The following is a 22,110-nucleotide window of genomic DNA, read 5'->3' on the forward strand; positions in this document are numbered from 1 at the left end:
ACCGCATGACTGAAGTCAGTCATAACGACAAGAGACATTCTCTTTACTGATCGACTCTTGTCATTCCGCAAAGGCGATGCTCATAGTTGAGCACTTCACCGTGGTCGCACCGGAAAGAGGCGGTCTCCGTGCTCGACGTGCTCTTCGCCGGCGAGGTCTTCTGCGACCTCGTCTTCGGCGGCATCCCCCACCTGCCCACCCCAGGAACCGAGGTGTACGCCGACCGGTTCGCCGTCTCCCCCGGGGGAACCGCGAACCGCGCCGTCGCCGCCGCCCGCCTCGGACTGCGGACCGGGATCCTGGGGGTGATCGGCACCGACCTCTTCGGCGAGCACCTCGCCGCCCGGCTCGCGGCCGAGAAGAACCTGGACCCGACCTGGCTGCGCCGCGATCCCGCCGTGCACACCCCGGTCACGGTCGCGGTGACCCAGGAACACGACCGCGCCTTCCTCACCTACGAGGAGAAGGGGGCCCTGCGCCCCGAGGTGTGGGAGGGCGAGCTGCCCGCCGTCCGCTTTCTGCAACTCGGGATCGGACGGCCACTGCCCGCCTGGGCGGCCGAGTTCCGCGCCCGCGGCACCCGGGTGGTGGGCGGCGTCGGCTGGGACCCCACCGGCCAGTGGTCGCGGGATCTGCTCACCCGGCTCGCCGAGGTCGACGTATTCGTCTGCAATGCCGTCGAGGCGACGAGCTACACCCGTACCGACACGGTCGAGGAGGCCGTGAAGGTGCTCGCCGACCATGTGCCCGACGTCGTCGTGACCGATGGCGGGAACGGCGCGGTGGCGGTGGACGGCGGCACCGGCGAGCTGGTCCGGGTCGCCGTTCCCCGGGTGCCGGCCGTCGATCCCACCGGCGCCGGTGATGTGTTCACCGCGGGACTGATCACCGGCCTGAACCACGACTGGCCGCTCGCCACCCGGCTCCGCTTCGCCGGACTGTGCGCCGCCCTGTCGGTGCAGAACCTGGGTGGCGCGAACAGCGCACCGCGCTGGGAGGCGATCGACGCCTTCCTCGAACGCACCCCCCGGATCCCGGACGCGGACCTCATCCGCATCCGTGCGATCAGGCCGTAGGGGGTGTCCGACGGATCTTGACGCCTGCGGCGGGCTGTTCCCCCTCCCCGCCCCTTCCCACAACTGGGGCTCCGCCCCAGACCCCGGGGCCAGGGGCGAAGCCCCTGCCACGCGGCGGTCACCCCGTAGCTCCCGCGATCCGGGTCGGGTCGGGTCGGACCACCGCGCCCCGCCCCATCCGGCAGACGCCGCCCCGGCCCCGTACGGCCGCACTCCCAGCCCCGGGCGGCCACGCCCCGTACGGCCGCACCCCCGGCACCAACCGCACCCCCAGCAGCCCCAGCACCCCTTAGCACCCCTTAGCACCCCCAGCACCAGGAGGACCGCCCCATGGCCGAGAGAACCCCACGCCACCCCCGTCGGCGCCTCATAGCCGCGGCGGCGCTCGCCACCGGTGTCCTGACCGGAGTCGCGGCCTGCTCCCCCGGCCCGAGCGACGGATCGGCCACCGGCGCCAAGACCTCCGGCCCGGTCGCCACCGACCCCGCCAAGGCCGGGAAGGTCACCCTCACGGTGTGGGACCAGAACACCGACCCGGGTGCCAACGCCTCCACCGAGGCGCTCAACAAGGCGTTCATGGCGAAGTACCCGAACGTCACCATCAAGCGCGTCTCCCGGTCCTTCGCCGACCTCAAGACCACCCTGAAACTCGCGCTGTCCTCCGCCAACCCGCCCGACGTCGTCCAGGCCAACCAGGGCTACCCCGACATGGGCGCCTTCGTGAAGGCCAAGCTGCTGCAGCCGGTGGACCGCTACGCCAAGGCCTACGGCTGGGACACCGCCTTCCCGTCCCAGCTGCTCGACCTCAACCGCTTCACCCCCGACGGCAAGACCTGGGAGACCGGCAATCTGTACGGCGTCTCGCAGACCGGCGAGATCATCGGCGTCTACTACAACAAGGCCAAGCTGAAGTCGCTCGGCCTGCCCGTGCCCACCACGCTCACCGGCTTCGAGACCGCCCTGGCCAAGGCCAAGGCCTCGGGTCTGCAGCCCCTTTCCTACGGCGACGCCGACAAGAGCCCCGGCATCCACGTCTTCGGCGTCATCCAGGCCCTCGCCGCCGGCAAGTCGGAGGTCCGCAAGCTCGTCTTCGACGAGGGCGACGCCAAGTGGACGGACTCCGGCACCCTCAAGGCCGCGACCACGCTGCGCCGCTGGGCCGACAAGGGGTATCTGGGCTCCGGATTCAACGGCAAGAGCAAGGACCAGGCCGTCGCCTCCTTCGGCCAGGGGAAGTCCCTGTTCCTCCTGGAGGGCACCTGGCAGTCGGCCGTCCTCGCCCCGAAGATGAAGAAAAACGTCGGCTTCACCGCGCTCGGCCCCGCCGCCGGGCAGCCCCCGCTCACCCAGGGCGGCGAGGGCCTCGCGTGGTCCGTGACCTCCAAGTCCAAGCACCCGGACGTCGCCGGCGCGTACATCGACTTCCTCGTCAACAAGAACGGCATGAAGGCCGCGGCCACCCACGGCAACCTGCCGGCCCTGCCACCGGCCGACCACAAGCCGACACCCGGCACCGTCGACGCGGACATCCTCACCCGGTGGAAGGCCGTGAGCGAGAAGGACGGACTGCTTCCCTACCTCGACTACACCACCCCGACCTTCTACGACACCCTCACCGCCGCCGTCCAGGAGCTGACCGCCGGACATCTCACCCCCAAGGCGTTCACCAGCCGGCTCCAGTCCGACTACTCCTCCTTCCAGAACAGCAGGTAGACCCCCATCTCATGGCCGCCACCGCACACCGCCCGACGGCACGCAAGCGCCCGGCCGGCGCCCCCACCCGGGAGCCGGTCCGGCGCCGCGGCCGCGTCATCCAGTGGAAGGGCTACCTCTACGCCCTTCCCGCCCTGCTCGTCCTCACGGTCTTCCTGCTGGTCCCGCTCGGCCAGCTGGTGCAGATCTCCCTCTTCCACTGGGACGGGATCTCCGTCTCCACATGGGCGGGGTTCGACAACTACACCGAGATCGCCCGCGACCCGCGGCTGCGCGCGGGCTTCCTCCACTCCTTCGTCCTGATCCTGTTCTTCTCCGTCATCCCGATCGCGCTCGCCCTGATGCTCGCCGCGGTCACCACGCGGGCCGGCCGGCTGCGCGGCGTCTCCGTCTTCCGCGCGCTGATCTTCCTGCCGCAGGTGGTCGCCATGGTCGTGACCGCCACCGCCTGGACGGCGATCTACGCTCCCGACGGCGTGCTCAACACCGCGCTGCGCGCCATCGGTCTTGAGGCGGTCGCCCGCCCCTGGCTCGGCGACTTCTCCACCGCCCTGCCCGCCGTCGGACTCATCGGCACCTGGCTGGAGATCGGCCTGTGCCTGGTGCTGTTCATCGCCGGTATCGGACAGATCCCGGCGGAGCTGTACGAGGCGGCGAAGCTGGACGGGGCAGGCGCGGTGCGGGAGTTCTTCGCCGTCACCCTGCCCGGACTGCGCGGACAGATCACCGTCGCGCTCACCCTCACCGTGATCGCCGCCCTGCGCACCTTCGACCTGGTGTACGTCGCCACCCACGGCGGTCCGGGCAACGCCACCAGCCTGCCCGCCTACGAGGTCTACAACCGGGCCTTCGGCACCGGCCAGGTCGGCTCGGCCTGCGCCATCGCCGTCACCCTGACCGTGGTGATCCTCCTTCTCACCTTCCTGATCACCAAGGTCCAGCCACAGGAGGACGAGACGTGATCTCCGGCCGCGAACGAGCGCTCAACTACGCCATCCTCACCCTCTTCGCCGCGCTGGCCCTGCTGCCGCTGATCGGCGTGGTGTCGTCCGCGCTGACCCCCGCCGCGGAGTCCGGGCCCTCCTTCACCTGGCCTCACCACCTGGACCTCGGCAACTTCTCCACCGCCTGGCGCCAGGGCCACTTCGCCACCTATCTGACCTCCAGCCTGCTGGTCGCGGTCTCGGTGGTGCTCCTGACCGCCGTCCTGGCGATCCTGGCGGGCTTCTCCTTCGCGCACTTCGACTACCCCGGCCGATCAGCCCTCTTCTACGTCACCCTCATCGGGCTGATGGTGCCGCCCGAGGCCTTCGTCATCCCGCTCTACTTCAATCTGCGCGACACCGGACTCACCGACTCCTACTGGTCGCTGATCCTCCCGCAAACCGCCCAGTCCCTCGCCTTCGGCGTCTTCTGGATGCGCAACTTCTTCCGCTCGGTGCCGGTCAGCGTCATCGAGGCGGCGCGCCTGGACGGGGCGTCCGACTGGCGGCTGCTGTGGCGGATCCTGGTGCCCACCAGCCGTCCGGCGCTGCTGACGATGGCGATGCTGGTGTTCATGTGGACCTGGAACGAGTTCCTGCTCCCGCTGGTCATGATCACCGACGAGAGCAAGCGCACCGCGCCGCTCGGCCTGGCCTTCTTCCAGAGCGAGCACACCACCCAGTACTCCGTACTGGCGGCCGCGTCCATCATCGTCGCCCTGCCGGTCGTCGCCTCGTATGTCTTCCTGCAGCGGCACTTCATCTCCGGCATGCTCTCCGGCGCGGTGAAGGGCTGACCAAACCGTTCAACCGAACGCGAGAAGGGGGCCGCCGCGGCGGCCCCCTTCTCGCACCCGGAGCGCCCCTGCCAAGGGTCGGCTGCTCGGCCTCGGTCGGCGTCGAAGAGTCCAAGCCGAAACTGTCCGCGGACAAGCTGGCCACCGTAGTCGCCGAAAAGCTCGCCGCGACAACGGGCCGGCCGAAGCCGGACATCGCCTGCCCCGAGGACCTCGTCGGCAAGGTCGGTACCACCACCCGGTGCAAGCTCACGGCGGACGACGGCAGCACCCTGGGCGTATCGGTCACGGTGACCTCTGTCGACGGAGACCAGATCAACTTCGACGTCAAGGCCGACGACACCGCTTCCCCGGCTGCGAACTGAGGGCCGCCGGGCCTTCTGTGCGCGCGTCAGCCGGCCGGAAAGCGAGCCACCCAACGCCGCTGCCACGGCGTTTCGACGGCCCGGTGGTGATGGTGGGTGCGCGCCCAGGTGACAGCGTCGGCGGGGGCCGCCCCCGCCAGGACGGCCAGGCAGGCTATGACGGTCCCGGTCCGGCCGACTCCGCCCCCGCAGGCGACCTCCACGGGCGTGCCCGCCCGCGCCCGCTGGTGCAGTGCGCGGATCTGCCGTACGGCCAGGTCGCGGTCACGGGGCAGCAGAAAATCGGGCCACTCGACCCACACGCGCTCCCACCCCAACTCCCCGTCATGCCGCCGGCGCAACCGAGCGGACCCCAGATACAGCCCGAACCCGGGCAGCGGCCCCTCCGGCCGCGGATTCCGCAGACCGCGCCCCCGGACCCATGAACCGTCCGGCAGCCGCAGGGCACCCGCCAGCGGTGCGTCACTCATCGGGCCCCCGCCTCCGATCCGAAGCGCCCGACCGCTGTCGGCACGGCGCCAATGTCCTTACGCATACGTTCACTCTGGCCGCGCTTCGCGCTTTCCGCAAAGGGCTTGAGTCGTGTGAGGATGTGGCGATGGTGTGGCTGGGGAAACGCGGGAGGCGGACGGCCGGACTCATGGCCGCGGCGAATGTGACGCTGGCGCTGGCGCTGACCGCCTGCGGCCCGGGTGGCTCCGGCGACGGGGACTCCGGGGACGGGGACTCCGGGGGCCGTGAGGCGAAGTACAGACGCGTCATCGAAGACCCTCACCCGCGCCCCGCCGATGTCATCGAGGCGGCCGGGGCACCCACCGGCGTGGCCCGCGCGAGCGACGGCTCGCTGCTCCTGGCGTACGAGGCCGACAACGTCGAGGACGACGAGGGGCCGGCCGCCACCGCCTGGCGCATCGTCGACCCCGACGGCCATACGGTCGCCGAGCACGCGGAACACGCGGACGCGGAGGCGGCGCCGCCCGCGTTCAAGGGGGTGCGCGGGGGCTTCGTGCGGGTGCCGCCGGGCGAGGGGGCCGAGGGAGCGTACGCCCTCGACGTACACGGCAAGCCGCACAAGGCCGTCATCACCGAGACCCCGTCGCGCACCCGCCCCGGCGATCTCCTGCTCGCCGAGCTGGAGCCGACCCTCATCTACCGCCCCGCCACCCGCACCGTGGCGCCCCCGGCCGGAGTGCCGGACTCCGCCATCCGCTTCGCCGTCGACGAACGGGGCACGGTCTGGAGCCTGGACCAGCCCCTGACCGAAGACCCCAACCGCGTCGTATGGCAGCGCGACGGTCACACCCTTGGCTCCAGAGCCGTCCCGAAGCCGTACACGGGGGGCATCCTCGCCGCGCGGGGCGGCACCGCGGCGCTGTCCCTCATCCGGGGCGAGCGCGTGCGCGGCCTGTTGCTGACGACGGACGGCGGCGAACACTGGCGGACGGTCCTCGCCGGCGGAATTCCCTGGAGGGCCCTGGAGCACGACCCGGAGTCGCTGGTCCTGGAGTCGCTTGCGGACGGGCGGCTGCTCGTCGGCGAGGAAGGCGGCCGCTACTGGCTCGCCGACGACCGCGCCAACAACGCCTTCCACGAATTGAAGACACCGGCGAGATTCACGTCGTTGACCGTCGACGGCACGACGCTCTACGGCATCGCGGACGCGACGACGGCGACGTACGGCCTGGTGAAGGGCGAAGGGCTATGGATCTCTCGCGACGGTGGACGCGAGTGGCACCGCCACGAGCGGCGCGGATAGCGGCGGAGACGGGTCCCTGGACCCTGGTCCGAACGGATGAACGGGACCCCCGCGTCAGCGCGGCGACTCCCGTTCCTCCGGCCGGGCCGGTGGTGCCAGGCGTTTTCACGCCCGCCCGGGGGACATCATTCGCCCGCGGCGTCCTCGGTCTCCCAGCGCAGCAGGTCGCCCGGCTGGCACTTGAGCACCTCGCAGAGCGCGGCGAGCGTTGCGAAACGCACCGCCTTGGCGCGACCGTTCTTGAGTACCGCCAGGTTGGCAGGCGTGATCCCCACGCGGTCCGCGAGGTCGCCCACGGACATCTTCCGCCTGGCCAGCATCACGTCGATGTCGACGACGATCGGCATCAGATCACCTCGTCCAACTCGGCCTGCATCTGTGCCGCTTCGACGTCGCGCGCGACGGCCTGGGCGAGCAGCATCCGCAGCACGAGCACGATGAGCGCGACCCCCAGAATGGCCACGCCGACCCCGCCCATGATGACGGTGACGCCCGGGTCGTCCCGCTGGCCCGGCGCGTTGATGGCCGTGACCGCGAACCACAGGAGGGCAGCCGCCACGATCGCGCCGATCACGGCGTCCACGTACCGGAAGGCGGCATGGGAGAACACGGTTCCGCGTCGCACCATCGTCACCAGTCGCCATACGCTGACCAGGGCGATCTGGGCCGAGCCCATGCCCAGGATCGTGATCAGGCGCAGCGGGGTCAGCGGAAGCGACCCGTCCTCCGGATCGCTCCCGCTGACCAACACCCACACCATCAATGCCTGCACGAACACGGTGCCGGCGAGCACCGCCACGAGCACGGCGCGAAGCGCACGCACTGCCAGCTGTCCCATGCCCCATCCTTCCATCGAGTTGCGATGGGAATCTATCGAGTATCGATAGACGAAGCAAGGGCTGGGACCACGCCCGCGGTTTGCGTCGGGGCCGGCCCCCTGTGCGTCCACTGGACCTTGGCCTGAACGAATGAACGGGAGCCGCCGCGTCAGCGCGGCGACTCCCGATTTCATGTCTTCGCAGGTCAGGATGGAATCTGCCCGCGTAGTGCCCTGGTGGGGCGGGTGGGACTCGAACCTATCCCGGTGACGCGTCTCACCTGCGATTTTCTTGGCGAAGCGGGAATTTCACCCTGTTTCCGTCCGGCTGCATCCCGCTCGATCCGGCTCCAGCGGCTGCGGTGCAGCGTTCGCTGCACCGCAGCCGCTGTGACGCAAAGCCGATTGACTGATCCCCACACGGTCCACGACTCACCTCGGCCGGCACACAGCGAACCCCCTTCTCCGACGCGTGGGGAACGCCCATCCGACTCACCGCCGCCCGCGCCGAGGGGACAACTTGTCACCCTCGGTGACGGCGACGACCTGCGTCTCCCAACAGGCGGAGACAGACGGAGCGTCAACCGGTCGCGGGCGGAACGGCAGGCCAGGAACATCGCCACGACCTCCTCGTCGCTGGCGCGATCGATGTCCGTCTCCGGCTCCTGGACCCGGTGGCGAGCACGCAACCGCAACCGCATGCCATCGCTCTCGCCCTGGGCCGCCTCGGGCAGATCGCGGGTGTCGCCGACCTCGTAGATCTGCTCCAGCACCCAGGCCGGTACCAGCTTGTTCGTCACGGCGTAGAGCAGGAACATCCGCACCGCGGTCAGGACCTTGTTGACCCGGATCTCGCCCCGGATGGGCTTCGACCCCGGCCCCGGCACGACGACCGGGGCGTCGCCGCCGCGGCCCGGTGTCCACTTCAGCCAGAGCATGAACAGCCCCATCTCCCGGGCCGCGGTCCTCCAGTCCCTCCCCGTAGCCAGGCACCAGCGCAGAAACAGCGCCACTCCCTCGGCGTACGCCTTAGTTGTCGTCTCTGCCCGCCCCCTCGCCAGCCGGATCTGCCGCAGGAACCGATCGGCTTCCTTGACCACCTCGAAGTCGTCGTCGACCACCGTCCAGTACCGGGTACCCGACGGCAGCACGACACGAAAAGCCCGTACTTTCACTCTGCCTCCACGGCTTGATCGCAACGATCTGCCGCAGAGCCACACCCCCTGAGACCTGTTGCAGTAGGACCCTATGAGAGGACTTCTGCAACGTCACACCACTCCCACTGAACCCCCAGAGAACGTGGAGGACCTGGGGCTGCTGAAGCTGGACGTGCTCGGGGTGCGGATGCAGTCCGCGATGGCGCACGCCGTCACGGAGATCCGGCGCGCAACTGGGCGGCAGATCGGCCTGGACAGCCCCGACCATGTCGACCTCGGTGACGCGGCGACGTTCGAGCTGATCCGCGGCGGTTCGGTGCTGGGCTGCTTCCAGATCGAGAGCTCTGGTCAGGAGGATCTGATCGCGCGACTGCAGCCGCAGAACATGCGGGACGTCATTGCCGATATCTCCCTGTTCCGGCCCGGCCCGGTAGCGGGAGGCATGCCTGCCCGGTTCATCGCCGCGCGGCACGGGCACGAGGCTCCGCACTACCCGCACCCGGACCTGAAGCCGATTCTGGACGACACGTACGGGGTGGTGATCTGGCACGAGCAGATCATGGCGATCCTGCCCGTGATGACCGGCTGCGACCGCGCGGCCGCGGACATCGCCCGGCGCGCTCTCGCCGACCCCGACCGCCTGGACAAGGTCGAGGCGTGGCTCCGCAGCTGTGCGGCCGAGCGAGGCTACAGCCCGGCGGTGGCCGAGGAGGTCGATCATCCGTGAGTTCGGCGCCTATGGCTTCTGCCGCGCGCATGCGGTCGCGTTCGCGGTGCCCGCGGCGCAGCCCGCCTGACTCAAGGCTCACTACCCGGCCGCGTTCTACGCAGGCCTGTTCGAGCACGATCCCGGCATATGAGCCCGGCGCGTCCTGGTGCAGGACGCCCGGCGTCACGGCGTCGAGGTTCTCCCCGTCGATGTGAACGCCTCCCGCCCCTTGCCACAGTGTCGAGCAGACGGACGGCGGGTGGGGGGGGTGCGGCTGGCGCTGTCCGCGGTGTGCGGCATCTCCGACGCCGAGAGCGCCCGGATCGCCGAGGGCCAGCCCTTCATCTCGCTGCAGGACATGTGGTCGTGGGCGCGCCCGTCTCTCCCGCTGGCCCAGCGCCTCATCCAGATCGGTGCCCTCGACGCCCTGCGCGGTGCGGGCAACCGGCGCGACCTGCTGCTCCAGGCTGCCGAACTACGCCGCCACGCCCGCCACCGCACCACGACGGACAAGCAGTTGCCACTCGACGGCGAGCTGGTCAGCGCTGAGGCAAGCGGGCTGCCGGCGATGACCGGCCGAGAGACGCTCGGCGCCGAACTGGACGTGCTGTCCGTCGACGTCAGCCGCCACCTCCTCGATCACCATCACCGGCTGCTCGTCGAACTCGATGCCACCGACGCCCGGCATCTGCAGTCACTGCATGCCGGCCAACCGGTCCTCGTCGCCGGCGTGCGCACTGCCACGCAGACCCTGCCGATCCCGTCCGGCAAGCGCGTCATCTTCGTGACGCTGGAGGACGGATCGGGCATGGTCGATCTGGCCTTCTTCGAGCACAGTCACGCGGCCTGCGCCCGGACCATCTTCCATTCCGGGCTGCTGCTGGTCCGTGGCACCGTGGAACGCTGCGGCAACCGCCGCACCGTGGTCGGGCAGATGGTCTGGGACCTCGAGGAAGTGGCGGCCGTCCGCCGCGACTCGGGCCCCGAGGCCGCCCTGAAGCTGCTGGACCGCACCGAACCCGCACCCACCCCAGCCCCGCCCAGGCCGGCTGAGCGGACGCTCTCGGGCGGAACCGCGGGGGCCCGGCTCCACCCGTGGAGCGATCTTCAGCCTGCCGGCAGCCGCTCGGCCGACCTGCCCCGCCCGGCACACCGCAGCCCCGGGTCCGCGGGGTGAGTGCGATGCCGTCCACGCCCCGCAGCCTGCTGCATGTCCATCTGCACGACATCGGGAGCTTGTGAGTGGGCGTGAAGGTGAAGGAGTTCTGAGGCATGCGGCGGGCGGTGATTGTGTGACGCGGCGACTTCGTCGTCCACGTCAGAGGCTTCATCGGATCACCGTGCGCATGGTCCTCGACCAGCTCCAGCAAGGCTGGCACTGCCGCGAACTTCGCCCGTAACGTCGATCCGTCAAAGCGCCTCATTCCACAACAACAAGCCCAAATACCGCGAGCAACCCAGGCAATTCATCGACGCCCCGCTGCGCCTTCGATCTGGAAGGCGCAATACGATCAAGGCCTGACTTCGAAGACGCCTTCGATCTCTACGCAGTTGTTGCGAGGCAGCTGCGCCATGCCGACTGCGGAGCGAGCGTGCGGAGCTCGATCCCCGAAGATGTCACGGAACAGGTCGGACGCGCCGTTGATCACCGCCGGCTGCTCGATGAACTCCTCGGTGGAGTTCACCATGCCCAACAACTTGACGATTCTCGACACACGGTCGAGGGTCCCCAGGGCGTTGCGTACGGTCCCGAGCATCGCAATCGCGGCCTCCCGAGCTGCCTCATACCCCTGGTCTACGGTCAGGTCCCTTCCGAGCTTGCCCCGATGGATCGGCTCACCTGCCGAGTCAGGTAGATGCCCGGAGACGAAGAGTAGGTCCCCGGTCTGTACGGATCGCAGGTAGTTGCCAACCGGTGGAATCGATTCCGGGAGCTCTAGGCCCAAATCAGCTACCCGCTGGTCGGCGCTGGTCGTCGTATCTGTGCTGCTACTCATTTGCCCTTCTCGTCACTTCTCGCCGAATTGATGCAGTTGTAGATAGTCGTACGGGACACGCCGAGTTCTTCCGCTGCGATCAGCACACCCTTCTGCATCGCGAAGATGCCACGCTTCTCCAGGGATTGGACCAGGCGCTCGCGGTCGTCCCTGGAGAGCCTCAAGACTGGAACGCCGAGTTCGGCGACCTCTTCCGCAATGATCGAGCGGACGACTTCCCGGGTGTCGTTCGAGAACAGCACCGGGGCCGGCTCGCTCGGGTTCAGACCAGTCGCCTCGGCCAGTAAGGCCGCCGTCTTGCGGAGATCGGTCACGTCCACGTTGATGCAGAATGTGCCGAAAACGGCTCCCTCGTAGTCACGCAGTACGAAGGTCGACGCCTTGAGCGTCCGGCCGCCTGTGCCGGTGGTGACATAGCCGATCCGGTCCTCAGCCTGATCTCCCTCGCCCAGGAGCTCCATCCCGATGCTGCTCATGGACCCGCCGACGCTTCGGCCGGTCACGTTGCCGAAGATGGCCGCGATCGTTCCCTCCTGCCGCCGGAAGTCGTGGATCACGACCTCGGCGTTCGATCCGAGGGACTGGGCCAGAAGAGATGCGAGTTCACTCAAGGACCGGACGTACTCGTCGGTGTTCTTCGTGGGCGAGCGCATGGGGCTCCTATCCGTTCATCATGACGAGCTTCAATTGCATCATGCTCTCAATGGCATAGCGGGTGCCCTCAATGCCGAACCCGGAGTCCTTGACGCCCCCAAACGGCATGTTGTCGACTCGGAAGATCGGCACGTCGTTGATCATCAGCCCACCCGACTCCACGTCCGGCATCGCGCCCAGAGCTCGCGTGATGTCGTGAGTGAAGATGCCGGCCTGCAGGCCGTACTTGGAGTCGTTCAACAGGGCCACGCCCTCGTCCCAGTCCCGGTACGGCTTCACCGTGCACACTGGCCCGAAAATCTCCTCACACTCGACCTTCATGTCACGGGAGGTGTCGACGATGACGCTCGGGGTCACGACCGCTCCCTCGCGCTCGCCACCGGTAAGCACCCGCGCACCTTGACGAGCTGCTTCGTCGATCCAGCCGGCGATTCGTGTAGCTGACCTCTCGTCGATCACGGGACCGAGATCTGTGGCCTCCTCCAGCGGGTCGCCCACCTTCAATGCCGCGACCTCGGCCAGGAGCCGTTCAAGGAACTCCTCGTACCGGGATTCGTGGACGATCAGCCGCTGTACGCCGATGCAGTATTGCCCGGCGTACACATTGGCCCCGCGCGCGCTCCGCCGGGCCGCGAACTCGATGTCGCTGGTTTCGTCGATCAGCACTCCGCCGTTGCCGCCGAGTTCGAGTGTCGTGCGGATCTTCGGCGCGATCGACTTCAGGTACCAGCCCACCCTCGCGCTGCCGGTGAACGACATCATCCGGATTCGAGCGTCCCGGACCATCTGCTCCGCGACGGCGTTATCGCATGGCAGAACGCTGATCGACTCAGGCGGCAGACCAGCTTCGAGGATGAGCCGACCCAAGTGCAAGGCTGTCAGTGGCGCCTGGGGACTTGGCTTCAAGATCACCGGGTTGCCCGCCGCGATCGCCGGGGCGACTTTGTGCAGGGTCAGGTTCAACGGGAAGTTGAAGGGAGCGATGGCCAGAATCGGTCCGAGCGGGAATAGCTTGGCAATCGCGAGTCGCCGGTCGACGCCGCTGACTGTCCCACGATCAGTCGTGGTAACGGTGCTCTGATAGCGAGCTACGTCGCCGTCCATGTCCAAGGGAACCTCGTGCCCCGCAATCCGCTTGGCTTCCTCGGCTGCTCCGCGGCAGTTGAGGATGGCCCTGGCGACCTCACCGCGTGCATCGAAGAGCGGTTTTCCTGCTTCCTCAGCGATCAGCCGAGAGAGGGGGGCACGGTCTCGCTCGATAAGGTCAGCGAGTGAGTTGAGAATTTCTGCTCTCCGGTAGCGTGGCATACGTCGTGTCACGCCGAAGGCCGAGGCTGCGGCAGCGACGGCCTTGTCGGCCTGTTCGGCGTCGGCCTGGTAGCACTCGCCGACCACCTTTTGCGTGTACGGATTCGTAATGGAAGCTGCCGCGCTTGAGGCGACTTCTTCGCCCGCAAGGATCATTGGCACAGTTGCCGTGGTCATTGCCTGCCTTCCGATTGTCTGCGAAATGAATCAGGGACACTCGCAGTTGTGCGCCGCGTCCTAGTTAGGCCGTGGTGGTATGGGTCGTATCTGAATCACTGCGTGATGCGCGGTGCGATCCCTCACGGGTCTCTTTGGCGAGGAGCCCTCCGATCACGGTGATCAGGCCACCTGTGAGGAGGTACAGGGCTACAGACCAACTCTCGTTGTCAGACCATTCAAGGAGCGTAGTAGCGATCATCGGTGTGAATCCGCCGGCGACGATGGACGAGAGCTGGTAGCTGACCGACGCCGCGCTGTAGCGCACCTCTCCTGGAAACATCTCCATCAGGAACGCTGCCGAGACGCCGTACGTAGCTGCGTGACCGACCAACCAGATCGCAAGAAACGCCACGAATACCGCGACGGTGTTTCCGGTGTCGACGAGCCAGAAGTACGGGAAGGCGAAGAGCGCCGTGAAGATGGCACCGATGAGAAAGACAGGCCTGCGGCCGATCTTGTCGGACAGAGCCGACCATGCTGGCAGTGCGATGAACTCGGCGGCTGCCACAACTACGATGGCGATCAAGATCGTGTTTCGGGCGACCCCGAGTTGTTTGGTTGCGTAGGAGAGGGTGAACACGGTCACGATGAAGAAGATGAGGATGGCTCCGAAGCTGATCATCGAGGCTTGAACAATGCGGCCCGGGTACTGCCGGACAGCCTCGACGATGGGGAGCCGCTGAACGGTCTTCTTGGCCTTCATCTCCTTGAATACCGGCGTTTCTTCGACGCGTGAGCGGATGATGAGGCCCACAACAACGAGCAGGGCACTCAACAGGAACGGGATTCGCCAACCCCACGCGTGAAAGTCGTCGTCGGGGAGAGCGCCGACGATGGCGAACATGACGGTACCAAGTGAGAGCCCCGCGGCGACTCCTAGCTGCGGGAGGCTGCCGTAGAAGCCGCGCTTGTGCTCGGGCGCATGCTCGACCGCGACGAGCACAGCACCACCCCATTCACCTCCCACACCGATTCCCTGGATGAAGCGCAGGATGACGAGGAGTATGGGTGCCGCGATGCCGATCTGCTGATACGTCGGCAGGAGACCGACGAGGAACGTCGTGGTGCCGGTGATCAATAGGGTTGCCACCAGCATGGCCTTACGGCCGATCTTATCCCCGAAGTGGCCGCCTAGAAATCCGCCGATCGGTCTGGCGATGAACCCGACGGCGAACGTGGCGAAGGAGGCCAATGTGCCGGCCGTCGGATCGACGTTCGGAAAGAACGCATGGCTGAAGATCAACGCTGCCGCGGTGCCGTAGAGGAAGAAGTCGTACCACTCGATGGTGGTACCAATGAGGCTTGCGAAGGCGATCCGGCCGATTGACATCGATCTAGTGGTCCCGGAATCAGTCGATTGCGACATCGGCACACTCCTTTGGATCAGGGGTGTGCCCACCCTGAACGCGGTTGGACGAAAAGTCAACCTGCTCGACAGATCATCCAATCGATGCGCATGCGTAACTGTTGAGGGCGTCACGGGGTGTTCGCGGTAGTGAAGGCATCCAGGGGGCGCCGTTGAAGGCGTCGCGGAGGGCTTCGACGAGGTCGATGCCGTGATGGCGTGCGGTGCCGAGACAGGGGCGCGCGGTGCGGTGCCAGCCGGCGGACTCTACACGGCGCCAGCAGACGGAGCCGGCCATCCGCAACTTGACCATGCGAAGGGCCCGGTCAGCGCGGTTGTTGGTCCACTCGACGTCGAAGTTCTTGGTGAACAGCAAGATCTCGTGGGACGTTGACGCAGGGCCTCGGCGAGGACCCAGGCGGGGTGGCGTTTGCTCTGGCTGGTGCGCCGGTTCTGGTTGCCGGCCAGTCCGACGAGCTGTGCGTGCCGGTAGCGGCGGTGCAGCTCGGTGGCGACCTCCTTGTCGAGTCGATCGCCGCCCTTGACCTTCGCGTCCTCGACGGCGGCGTGGAAGTCGCGCAGAACCTACGCGGCAGCTTCGGCCCAGGCGCCTGCCCTCCTCTGCCTCGATCACCCTGGTCAGATCGCGCAGCACACCTGGCGGTCGCCCGCGTCGGCGGCGTACTGGAGACGAACACGCCACGGAAACCCCTGAGGATGTCGAAGTGATCGGCGGCGGCGCGGCTGCGGCGCCGGTGGGCGCCCAGGAAGACCAGGCCGTCGCCGGTGGTGGCGGTGTGCACCCACATCCAGCCCGGCGCCGCCTTGGCCCGCGTGGGATCAAGCCTCTCGCTGCGCAGCACCGCCTGGCGTTCCAGCCAACGGATCTCGTCGCCGGATATCGCGGCCGGGGTCTCGTCGGCGTGCAGCACCTTCTCAGTGCGCAGGCTGAGGCCGCACAGGTCGGCCTTGCAGCCGCCACAGGCGTCCGGCCCCACGAGCACCACCTCATCGGGGACACGCCGCTCAAGACCGTCCCCTTCGCGCCCTGGCTGACCTCGTGGATAGCAGCATGATGTTGCGCGTAGGAGCCCCATTGAAGCTGTCTGTGCCACCCAGGGCGCGCTACATGCTGCCAATTTGGCGCGAGGCTGTTCTCTTCCGAGACACCCCTCGGCACGCTGGCAGCGTCAGTCAGCCGGAGCCGAGGAGGACTGCTCTCACCGGCGTCTGCGCCGCCGAGCGGATGCCTTGAGGGACTTCGCCCAAGCACTCCAGCACAAGGCGAGCTCCAAGCGGTCCACCCCTCTGTGCACTTTGTAAAGATGCTTGACAACACGTACACCCATGGTCAGGCTACCCATGTCGGAATGAACGCAGTGGCGACCGGCCCCTGTTGGATCCCCTATTGGAGGGCGAGGACCCCTGTTGGGGCGAGACGGGGCCGGAGTCAGATCGCCCAGCAATTGGACACGTTTCCACGGATGAGGAGAAAACCCATGGCGTCAGTGATTACTCGGAACGTTGAAAATCTCCCAAATTCGGTGCCACTCTCAAGCTCTGCGCAAGTAGGTGACCTGATCTTCACCTCGGGAATGGGAGGAATGGACGCTGAAACCGGCGAGGTTGTATCCGATGATGTCTGCGAACAGATGGACGTCGCGGTGGCCCGTACTGTCGCGGTGCTGGAAGCGTCAGGGTGCACACTCTCGGACGTGGTCAAGGTCGTGCTTTACCTGACCGATCCCGCAGACTACGACCGCATCAACGAGGTCTACGTCAAGTGGTTCGGCGATCATCGACCGGCACGAACGTGCATTGTGGCGGGCGGTCTTCCCTCCCGAGAGCGAGTCAAACTCGACACAATCGCAAGCCAACGGGAGAGCTGACACCACCGCACGACGTGGCCAGGGTGTTGGTGACCAGGGTCCCGGTGAGGGCCGGCCGGATGCCGAACTCGTCCATCACCCTCCGGCCGCGTCGGGTGTGGATGCCATAGGAGGTGGCCAGGCGGATGCAAATCACGTGCATCCAGTACTGGCAGCCCGCGCCCCGCACCCCGGACTCATCCGCGTGCCCAAGTGGGGCGGCCGTGAGGTGTGCGGTGGACTGGTCCTCGAACGGCTGCACGAGTTCGAGGGCGCCAGCCAGCACGTTCAAGCCGGCGCCGGTGGAGACCGGCAGGGCCGAACAGGCTGCCCATCACCTCCGCGAGCCGCGCCGGCCGCGGGCAGATGCTGACACACCGACAGATACGCGTTCGCGCCTCGGACCCCGGGGCCCGTACACGGTGGCGCCCGGGACATGCGCGGGCGGCACGCCTCCGGTGCGGTGACCGCAGCCGCAGACCACCGGGTGCAGACGATGCTCGGTCGCCTGAGAGCGGATCTCGCGAAGATCGAAGACCTGCCGGGCCCCGATAGCCCTGGCTCACCGCATCGGCCAGATCCTCCCCGCAACCACCGCATACGGCCGAGCAGTGATCACGTATCACATCTGGGTCGGCGGCCTACTCCAGCCGCCCGCCCGGATCATCCTTGGCCCGGCCCGGCTTGCGTCCCGACGCCCTGCACAGCGGCTGCGGCGCGGCCTTCTTGGCCAGCTCGTCACTGGACGGCGGCTTCGAGGAGTTGCGCGAGTCGGCGGCCAGCCGCCGCTTCAACCTCCTCCGCCTGCGCCGCGATCGTCGCGGCCTCATGGAGACCAGCTGTTTCAACTCCACCACCAGCGCGGCCAGTTCCTCGTACGAGGGCTACGGCGGCGGGGAGGAACTCACAAGATCATTATACCTGTCCGGCGAACCAGGTCGGCGCAGGTCACCGGCCGCCCTAAACAGTCATCGTGGCCCGAGCGTGACAACGCACACGTCCATCAATGTGTTCCAGAAGGAAGGAACCCATGCGACAACATTTCTTGGTGCGAGTAACCCTGGCAATTGCCATCGGCATCGCGGCGACCGGTTGCACGCGAGTAAGTGAGACGGGTGTTGAATCTGGTGGGGCCGGCGGCTCGACCGCGGCTTCGAGCGGCAACAACAAGCCACTGAAAGTGTCGGCCGGCGCTGCCGCCAAGTTGGTGCCCTCCGAGATTCGCGCTCAGAAGACCCTCAAGGTTGCAACCGATCCTGCGTACGCGCCGTTTGAGTTTTTCGCCAGCGATAACGCGACCATGGTCGGTTTCGACATCGACCTGGCCAAAGCGATTGCGATGAAGCTGGGCCTGAAGGTGGTTCATGTCAATGCCGGATTCGACACCATCCTGACTGGTCTTGATAGTGGGAAATACGATCTCGGGATGTCGTTCTTCGCGGTCACCGCGGAACGGGCAAAGTCGTTCGACTTCATCACCTATCTCGTCGGTGGCAGTGGTATCGCGGTACAGGCAGGCAACCCGCTCAACCTGAGCATGGATGCTTCAGCCCTCTGCGGCAGAACGATCTCGGCAGTGAACGGTTCTCTGCAGGGCATGACGATGCTGCCGTCCATGTCGAAGGAATGCGTGGCACGCCACGAGAAGCCGATCGGCATTCGTCTCTATCCATCGCAGAATGACGCGAAACTGGCCGTGTCTAGTGGCCGCGTCAATGCCGTCATGGCAAATGCGAGTCCGCTGAAGTATTCTGCGGACAATTCTGCGGGAGCACTGATGCTGGCGCCAGGTCCCGAATATAAGCCTGGACCAAGTGGGATCGCTGTGCGTAAGGGTTCCAAGTTGACCGGCGCAGTAGCGGCCGCGATCGACGAACTCGTGGCGGACGGGACCTTCGACGCGGTCATGAAGAAGTGGGGCATCCCATCTCAGGAGAAGTCGAAGGAAACTGGAAAGGTGACTCGCTGATGCCCAGTCTCGACATCGCGACCCGGGAAACCCATGCGCCGGTCAACGAGCTCACTGTCGTGGCCAAGAGGCACCCGGGCAGGTGGCTCGCGGCCCTCGTAGTCCTCCTGGTCGCTGCGGCGCTGGTGCGGTCCGTCATGCAGAATCCGCGTTTCCAGTGGGACGTCGTCAACCTCTATCTGCGCGACTTCTCGATCGGCAAAGGGTTGTGGCTGACCATCTGGTTGACCGCTGTTTCAATGGCGATAAGTGTCGTGCTCGGAGTGCTGATCGCGGTCATGAGGTTGTCCGCGAACCCCGTCCTGCGCGCCGGCGCCTTCGCTTACGTCTGGTTCTTCCGTGGCACACCACTGCTGGTGCAGCTGCTGTTCTGGTACAACGTGGCGGCTTTGTACCCGGTGATTTCGTTCGGACTGCCCGGGGTGCACCTCAACGCCAACCATCTGATCACCCCACTCACGGCAGCAATTCTTGGGCTCGGCCTCAATCAGGGGGCATACCAGTCGGAGATCGTCCGAGCAGGTATCATCTCGGTCGACCACGGGCAGGGCGAGGCCGCCGCAGCGCTCGGACTAACCCGTGGACAGACAATGCGTCGGATCGTGCTTCCTCAGGCGATGCGGGTGATCGTCCCGCCGACCGGCAACGAGACGATCAGCATGCTGAAGAACACCTCGTTGGTCTCAGTGCTCGCCGTCCCCGACCTTCTCTATTCAGCGCAGATCATCTACAACCGTACATTCCAGCCTATCCCGCTGCTGTTGATCGCGTGTATCTGGTATCTCGTAGTGACCACGGTCTTGACGGTCGGGCAGTACTACGTGGAGCGCCGCTTCGCACGCGGAAACCACGTTCTGCCCTCAACGCCTTGGCAGCGGATGCGAACCCTGCTAAAGACCCACACACCGATGGCTAAAGGAAGTGCGCGATGAGTCAGCTCACGCAGCAAGAGCCCCAGGCAGAGTCAGCCGACGCCGGCCCCATGGTGCGCTGCGAGGGTGTGCGCAAGTCGTTCGGTACCGTCGAGGTCCTGAAGGGAATCGACCTCGAGGTCCAGCGCGGCGAAGTGGTGTGCATGATCGGGCCCTCAGGCTCCGGCAAGAGCACCATGCTGCGGTGCATCAACCACCTCGAGAGGGTGGACGCGGGCCGAGTGTGGGTCGATGGCGAGATCGTCGGCTACGAGCAGCAGGGGAACAAGCTCTACGAGTTGGCCGACAAAGAGATTTGCCGCCGGCGCACGCAGGTCGGGATGGTCTTCCAGCACTTCAACCTCTTTCCTCACAAAACTGTTCTCGAAAATCTCGTCGAAGCTCCGCGACTCGCGCTCGGCGAGTCCAAGGCGGTGGCGTCCGAGCGCGCACTCGGTCTCCTCGATCAAGTAGGACTGGCTGACAAGCGGGCCGCCTATCCGCGCCACCTATCCGGTGGTCAGCAGCAGCGCGTCGCTATCGCACGGGCCCTCTGTATGCAGCCGAAGCTGATGCTGTTCGATGAGCCCACCTCGGCGCTAGACCCCGAGCTGGTCGGCGACGTGCTCGCGGTTATGAAGGACCTCGCCGCGAACGGTATGACAATGGTCGTCGTTACCCATGAGATGGGGTTCGCCCGTGACGTCGCAAACTGGGTGGCCTTCTTCGACGGCGGCCAGATCGTCGAGCGCGGCACTCCGGAACAGGTACTCGGCGACCCCTCGCATGACCGCACCAAGGCCTTCCTGAGCGCAGTTCGCTGAGAAAGGGCGGGTCTGAAAAAGGTCGCCCGCCCTGGTCTAGCAGCATCGCGAGAGTCAAACCGGACCCGATGTCCGCTTTGGCGGACTTCGTGAAAGCGTGGGACCTGGGCCCGTACACAGGATGGAACCGCGCTGCTCGAGGAAGGCGAAGAATCCGTCGATCCGGGTGATCTTCGATCGTGTGGTGGAGTGCCGTGGCGTCTTGACCGGACCGGCAAAGTATCGATCGACGTCTCGGGGTGTCAGCCGCCGGGGCTCGACGAGCAGACCGTCGTCGTCCCGGGCACGGACGCGGCCGCGCTGATCGTTCCGAGCCTCGCCAGCACGCTCCACGCGGTGCTTGACCTGCGGAAACTGCTGGCCGCGAGGATCGAGGAACTACTGGAGTCTCACCCTCTTTCGAAGGTCCTGACGTCCATGCCGGGGCTCGGCGTCAGGACCGGAGCACGGATCCTCATCGACGTCCGCGACGGATCCAGCTTCCCGTCCGCCGTCCACCTCGCCGCCCCTGTCGGCCTTGCCACGGCGACCCGCAGCTCGGGCTCGTCGATCTGCGGCGAACAACCGTCCAGGTGAGGAAACAAGCAGCTCAAACGGGCGTTCTTCCTCTCCGCGTTCGCCGCCCTGGGCGACCCGGCCTCCCGGGCCTACTACGACAAGAAGATCGCCCAGGGCAAACACCACACCCAGCCCCTGCTCTGCCTCGTCAAACGCCGGGCCGAGGTCCTGTTCGCGATGCTCCGTGACGGAACCTTCTACGAATCCCAGCCGGCCGCTTCGGGCTGAACCTCGGCACCCTGGCCTCACACCGGACAGTCACGCTCGTCGATCGAGTCGATCACGACCGGGTGACCGCAGAAGTCGCACGGACGCATGCCCCGGCCGGAGACCGTTCGGCCAACCTGCGCCGTCCTGGGTCCGCGGGGTGAGCGCGATGCCGCCTGCGGCACGCAGCCTTCCATACGTCCAGCTCCGCCGGCTCTGCCCTGGTCGCGGTGCTGGCTTGACGTCACCCGGCTGGCGCTGGCGCCCGACACCAAGGGAAAGCGCTTCATTCGTGGCTGTCTCTCCTGCCGTTTTCGGCCTGCCGACCGCGTTCGGAGCTTGAGCCCGGGTGAGTGCCTCCGGCAGGTCGCATCACTGAAGATCTCTGATCCACCCCCCTTGCGCGGTGGAAGATTATTGCTCAGAGATTCGGCTAGCACGATTTTCTGCCCGCCTCAAGGCGCAATTTGCTGCCAAAGTTGCTGTCGGCCATTCACCTCGGAGGCTCATTGAGCGACGCTCCGAGAGTCGGGCCGACGGTCCACGGAAGGCACATCATGCCGAACAAGCGCAGCACTCCCGTCCATACAGGTCGCGGCATCCGCGTCGCACTCTGACACCCACTGGCTACAAGCCGGCGACGTTCTAGCGGGCGGCATTGCGTGCGACCCGCGGCCTGGTCGTCACCACCGACCAAGGCGGCTCGTCGACCTTGCGGTCACCCCGCTCTCGCAGGCAAACGATGGCCTGCCGCTGGGCGCGCCCGCCCGGAGTCCGCATGACGGCGGTTCTCCTCAGGCCTCTCCCCTGCCTTCACCGGCCTCAACTTCTGTTCCTCAACACCGCAGCCGGCTTCGTCCCGGTCCGGCGCGGAACG

The 22,110-nt window shown here is 66.8% G+C and carries 25 protein-coding genes and 1 pseudogene; 15 read left to right on the forward strand and 11 right to left on the reverse strand.

Annotated elements, in window-relative coordinates; all coding sequences use genetic code 11:
* Nucleotides 1-86: 86 nt before the first annotated feature.
* From J2Z30_RS29385 to J2Z30_RS29405, 5 genes are all read left to right on the forward strand, one after another.
* The gene (locus J2Z30_RS29385) at nucleotides 87-1,076 is read left to right on the forward strand and encodes a carbohydrate kinase family protein (protein WP_078956909.1); all 990 of its coding nucleotides are present in this window, start codon (nucleotides 87-89) and stop codon (nucleotides 1,074-1,076) included.
* A 330-nt stretch (nucleotides 1,077-1,406) separates the two neighbouring features.
* Nucleotides 1,407-2,789 (forward strand): extracellular solute-binding protein, encoded by a 1,383-nt coding sequence (locus J2Z30_RS29390; RefSeq protein ID WP_044575855.1) that lies wholly within the window; start codon nucleotides 1,407-1,409, stop codon nucleotides 2,787-2,789.
* 11 nt (nucleotides 2,790-2,800) lie between these two features.
* Nucleotides 2,801-3,751: a carbohydrate ABC transporter permease gene (locus J2Z30_RS29395; RefSeq protein WP_044575853.1), complete on the forward strand. Its 951-nt coding sequence runs from the start codon at nucleotides 2,801-2,803 to the stop codon at nucleotides 3,749-3,751.
* Nucleotides 3,748-4,569, forward strand: coding sequence for a carbohydrate ABC transporter permease (locus J2Z30_RS29400; RefSeq protein ID WP_044575851.1), 822 nt, complete (start codon nucleotides 3,748-3,750; stop codon nucleotides 4,567-4,569). Before J2Z30_RS29395 ends, J2Z30_RS29400 begins: the two co-directional genes overlap by 4 nt.
* 68 nt (nucleotides 4,570-4,637) lie before the next feature.
* On the forward strand, nucleotides 4,638-4,934 hold the full coding sequence (locus tag J2Z30_RS29405; RefSeq protein ID WP_245388599.1) for a DUF4333 domain-containing protein: 297 nt from the start codon (nucleotides 4,638-4,640) through the stop codon (nucleotides 4,932-4,934).
* 26 nt (nucleotides 4,935-4,960) lie between these two features.
* Here J2Z30_RS29405 and J2Z30_RS29410 read toward each other — a convergent pair whose 3' ends face one another.
* Nucleotides 4,961-5,404: a protein-tyrosine phosphatase family protein gene (locus J2Z30_RS29410; protein ID WP_044575849.1), complete on the reverse strand. Its 444-nt coding sequence runs from the start codon at nucleotides 5,402-5,404 to the stop codon at nucleotides 4,961-4,963.
* Nucleotides 5,405-5,574: 170 nt separating this feature from the next.
* On the opposite strand from J2Z30_RS29410, the gene J2Z30_RS29415 reads away from it, so the two are divergent.
* Entirely contained in the window at nucleotides 5,575-6,690 is a 1,116-nt protein-coding gene (locus J2Z30_RS29415; RefSeq protein WP_245388570.1) for a beta propeller repeat protein, read from the forward strand.
* Between the two features lie 125 nt (nucleotides 6,691-6,815).
* Here J2Z30_RS29415 and J2Z30_RS29420 read toward each other — a convergent pair whose 3' ends face one another.
* From J2Z30_RS29420 to J2Z30_RS29430, 3 genes are all read right to left on the reverse strand, one after another.
* A complete protein-coding gene (locus tag J2Z30_RS29420; RefSeq protein ID WP_009716645.1) occupies nucleotides 6,816-7,037 on the reverse strand; it encodes a helix-turn-helix domain-containing protein in 222 nt (73 codons plus the stop codon).
* Nucleotides 7,037-7,528, reverse strand: a complete 492-nt coding sequence (locus J2Z30_RS29425) for a DUF2975 domain-containing protein (protein ID WP_044575842.1) — start codon at nucleotides 7,526-7,528, stop codon at nucleotides 7,037-7,039. The genes J2Z30_RS29420 and J2Z30_RS29425 overlap by 1 nt, the downstream gene beginning before the upstream one ends.
* Before the next feature lie 185 nt (nucleotides 7,529-7,713).
* The gene (locus tag J2Z30_RS29430) at nucleotides 7,714-8,682 is read right to left on the reverse strand and encodes a site-specific integrase (RefSeq protein ID WP_209468888.1); all 969 of its coding nucleotides are present in this window, start codon (nucleotides 8,680-8,682) and stop codon (nucleotides 7,714-7,716) included.
* A gap of 124 nt (nucleotides 8,683-8,806) precedes the next feature.
* Here J2Z30_RS29430 and J2Z30_RS51795 point away from each other — a divergent pair, with 124 nt between their 5' ends.
* The gene (locus J2Z30_RS51795) at nucleotides 8,807-9,391 is read left to right on the forward strand and encodes a hypothetical protein (protein ID WP_372453326.1); all 585 of its coding nucleotides are present in this window, start codon (nucleotides 8,807-8,809) and stop codon (nucleotides 9,389-9,391) included.
* A 193-nt stretch (nucleotides 9,392-9,584) separates the two neighbouring features.
* Nucleotides 9,585-10,550: a helix-hairpin-helix domain-containing protein gene (locus J2Z30_RS51800; RefSeq protein WP_372453331.1), complete on the forward strand. Its 966-nt coding sequence runs from the start codon at nucleotides 9,585-9,587 to the stop codon at nucleotides 10,548-10,550.
* A 334-nt stretch (nucleotides 10,551-10,884) separates the two neighbouring features.
* Here the strand turns inward: J2Z30_RS51800 and J2Z30_RS29440 are convergent, their stop codons facing one another.
* The 5 genes from J2Z30_RS29440 to J2Z30_RS29460 form a co-directional block, all read right to left on the reverse strand.
* A complete protein-coding gene (locus tag J2Z30_RS29440; protein ID WP_044575839.1) occupies nucleotides 10,885-11,370 on the reverse strand; it encodes a RidA family protein in 486 nt (161 codons plus the stop codon).
* Nucleotides 11,367-12,023 carry a helix-turn-helix transcriptional regulator gene (locus J2Z30_RS29445; RefSeq protein ID WP_044575836.1) on the reverse strand — a complete coding sequence of 219 codons (657 nt, stop codon included), beginning with the start codon at nucleotides 12,021-12,023 and terminating at the stop codon, nucleotides 11,367-11,369. Before J2Z30_RS29445 ends, J2Z30_RS29440 begins: the two co-directional genes overlap by 4 nt.
* A 7-nt stretch (nucleotides 12,024-12,030) precedes the next feature.
* Nucleotides 12,031-13,509, reverse strand: a complete 1,479-nt coding sequence (locus J2Z30_RS29450; protein WP_209468889.1) for an aldehyde dehydrogenase family protein — start codon at nucleotides 13,507-13,509, stop codon at nucleotides 12,031-12,033.
* 64 nt (nucleotides 13,510-13,573) lie between these two features.
* Nucleotides 13,574-14,917, reverse strand: a complete 1,344-nt coding sequence (locus tag J2Z30_RS29455; RefSeq protein ID WP_044575830.1) for an MFS transporter — start codon at nucleotides 14,915-14,917, stop codon at nucleotides 13,574-13,576.
* Between the two features lie 73 nt (nucleotides 14,918-14,990).
* Nucleotides 14,991-15,272 carry a hypothetical protein gene (locus J2Z30_RS29460; RefSeq protein WP_052701602.1) on the reverse strand — a complete coding sequence of 94 codons (282 nt, stop codon included), beginning with the start codon at nucleotides 15,270-15,272 and terminating at the stop codon, nucleotides 14,991-14,993.
* A gap of 47 nt (nucleotides 15,273-15,319) precedes the next feature.
* Here J2Z30_RS29460 and J2Z30_RS29465 point away from each other — a divergent pair, with 47 nt between their 5' ends.
* From J2Z30_RS29465 to J2Z30_RS29475, 3 genes are all read left to right on the forward strand, one after another.
* The gene (locus J2Z30_RS29465) at nucleotides 15,320-15,625 is read left to right on the forward strand and encodes a hypothetical protein (protein ID WP_209468890.1); all 306 of its coding nucleotides are present in this window, start codon (nucleotides 15,320-15,322) and stop codon (nucleotides 15,623-15,625) included.
* Nucleotides 15,622-15,972 (forward strand): hypothetical protein, encoded by a 351-nt coding sequence (locus J2Z30_RS29470; protein ID WP_044575828.1) that lies wholly within the window; start codon nucleotides 15,622-15,624, stop codon nucleotides 15,970-15,972. The genes J2Z30_RS29465 and J2Z30_RS29470 overlap by 4 nt, the downstream gene beginning before the upstream one ends.
* Before the next feature lie 423 nt (nucleotides 15,973-16,395).
* A complete protein-coding gene (locus tag J2Z30_RS29475; RefSeq protein ID WP_209468891.1) occupies nucleotides 16,396-16,785 on the forward strand; it encodes a RidA family protein in 390 nt (129 codons plus the stop codon).
* Here the strand turns inward: J2Z30_RS29475 and J2Z30_RS51805 are convergent.
* Nucleotides 16,748-17,080 carry an IS66 family transposase gene (locus J2Z30_RS51805; RefSeq protein ID WP_078956907.1) on the reverse strand — a complete coding sequence of 111 codons (333 nt, stop codon included), beginning with the start codon at nucleotides 17,078-17,080 and terminating at the stop codon, nucleotides 16,748-16,750. The genes J2Z30_RS29475 and J2Z30_RS51805 overlap by 38 nt on opposite strands.
* A 325-nt stretch (nucleotides 17,081-17,405) precedes the next feature.
* On the reverse strand, nucleotides 17,406-17,633 hold the full coding sequence (locus tag J2Z30_RS29485) for a DUF6444 domain-containing protein (RefSeq protein ID WP_281062769.1): 228 nt from the start codon (nucleotides 17,631-17,633) through the stop codon (nucleotides 17,406-17,408).
* Nucleotides 17,634-17,794: 161 nt separating this feature from the next.
* Between J2Z30_RS29485 and J2Z30_RS29490 the strand changes: the two genes are divergently transcribed.
* The 4 genes and pseudogenes from J2Z30_RS29490 to J2Z30_RS29505 all read left to right on the forward strand — a co-directional run.
* Nucleotides 17,795-18,733, forward strand: coding sequence for an ABC transporter substrate-binding protein (locus J2Z30_RS29490; RefSeq protein ID WP_044575824.1), 939 nt, complete (start codon nucleotides 17,795-17,797; stop codon nucleotides 18,731-18,733).
* Nucleotides 18,733-19,665 (forward strand): amino acid ABC transporter permease, encoded by a 933-nt coding sequence (locus tag J2Z30_RS29495; RefSeq protein WP_044575822.1) that lies wholly within the window; start codon nucleotides 18,733-18,735, stop codon nucleotides 19,663-19,665. Before J2Z30_RS29490 ends, J2Z30_RS29495 begins: the two co-directional genes overlap by 1 nt.
* Complete coding sequence (locus tag J2Z30_RS29500) at nucleotides 19,662-20,468, forward strand: amino acid ABC transporter ATP-binding protein (RefSeq protein ID WP_078956905.1); 807 nt, start codon at nucleotides 19,662-19,664, stop codon at nucleotides 20,466-20,468. The genes J2Z30_RS29495 and J2Z30_RS29500 overlap by 4 nt, the downstream gene beginning before the upstream one ends.
* 255 nt (nucleotides 20,469-20,723) lie before the next feature.
* Nucleotides 20,724-21,254: pseudogene (locus J2Z30_RS29505) on the forward strand (transposase); the annotation flags it as partial.
* Nucleotides 21,255-22,110: the final 856 nt, after the last annotated feature.

This window comes from Streptomyces iranensis, assembly GCF_017874715.1.
GTDB classification, from domain to species: domain Bacteria; phylum Actinomycetota; class Actinomycetes; order Streptomycetales; family Streptomycetaceae; genus Streptomyces; species Streptomyces iranensis.